A 1,323-nucleotide genomic window follows, 5' to 3' on the forward strand; every position below is an offset into this window, starting at 1 on the left:
CAAGATGGTGGATTCACGTGGTCGATGCAACAGTGGTTGATTCGGTGAGTATGTCATTGAGGATGTGGGCGGGGGTGCGATAGCCGTGGCGTTTGCGGGGTCGGGTGTTGAGCTGGGCGGCGACGTAGTCGAGGTAGTCGGCGGGGAAGATCGATAGGTCGGTGCCTTTGGGGAAGTATTGGCGCAGAAGGCCGTTGGTGTTTTCGTTGGTGCCGCGCTGCCAGGGCGAGTGCGGGTCGCAGAAGTAGATGTCCAGGCCGGTGGCCATGGCGATGCGGGCGTGCTGGGCCATCTCGCTGCCTTGGTCCCAGGTCAGGGTGCGGCGCAGGAACTCGGGCAGGGTGCTCATCGTGGCGACAGCGGCCTCGGCGACCGATTCGGCGGTGTGATCGGTAGGTAGGTGCAGCAGCATGAGGAACCCGGAGCGGCGTTCGACCAGGGTGCCGATCGCCGAGGCATTGTCTTTGCCGAGGATCAAATCGCCTTCCCAGTGGCCGGGCACCGCACGATCGGCTGCCTCGGCCGGGCGCTGGCTGATGTTGACCATGCCGGGGATGCGGGTGCGGTTGCTGCGCCGTTCGAGGCTGCGGTTGGGTTGGCGTATGGCCCGCCCGGTGCGCAGGCACGAAACCAACTCACGGCGCAGCCCACCGCGGCCTTGCAGATACAACGCCTTGTAGATGGTTTCGTGGGACACCTGCATCTCCGGACGGTCGGGGTGCTCGAGGCGTAGGGCGCCGCTGATCTGGGCGGGACTGTGCTTGGCGTGTAACCGGTCCTGCACAGTCTGACCCAACGCGTCGTTGAGGACCAGCTTGCGTGGCTTGGGTCGCCGCGCCCGCGCCTCGCAGCGGGCTTGAGCCAGACTCGCCCGATACGGCGGTCTGGCCTCCCACCCGCCCCTGCGGGCGCCGAACCGATGGGTGCTGCGGTAGCGGCCGCGTCCGCCTCCGTTGTTGTCGATCTCGCGCATGATCGTCGACGGGTGACGACCCAACCGCCGCGCGATCGACCGGATCGACTCCTTGGCAGCCACACCCACCGCAATCTCCTCCCGCTCGGAGAACGTCAACCGCGACCGCGAGCCGCAGGACTTCGGTTCGGGCAGTAGAGGTTTCACCCCGCCAGCATTCCGGAACCATCGCATACCACTGGTGGCCGAGGCACCCACGGCCACACCCGCCGCCGACGCAGACACACCACCACCAACAACCAAATCCCAGAACGAACGAGTCACCACATTCAACGGCGGCAGCGCCATCGCAACACTCCACAAGGCTCAAAAGAACGGGGTGTTGCATCCACCCCTTGAACCCAAGGATC

1 protein-coding gene is annotated in these 1,323 nt (G+C 65.7%); it reads right to left on the reverse strand.

Annotation, left to right across the window (positions count from 1 at the left end; all coding sequences use genetic code 11):
- Nucleotides 1–13: 13 nt before the first annotated feature.
- Nucleotides 14–1,261: an IS30 family transposase gene (locus NAM01S_RS33590; RefSeq protein WP_067793396.1), complete on the reverse strand. Its 1,248-nt coding sequence runs from the start codon at nt 1,259–1,261 to the stop codon at nt 14–16.
- Nucleotides 1,262–1,323: the final 62 nt, after the last annotated feature.

The sequence above is a fragment of the Nocardia amikacinitolerans NBRC 108937 genome, from assembly GCF_001612615.1.
GTDB lineage: Bacteria > Actinomycetota > Actinomycetes > Mycobacteriales > Mycobacteriaceae > Nocardia > Nocardia amikacinitolerans.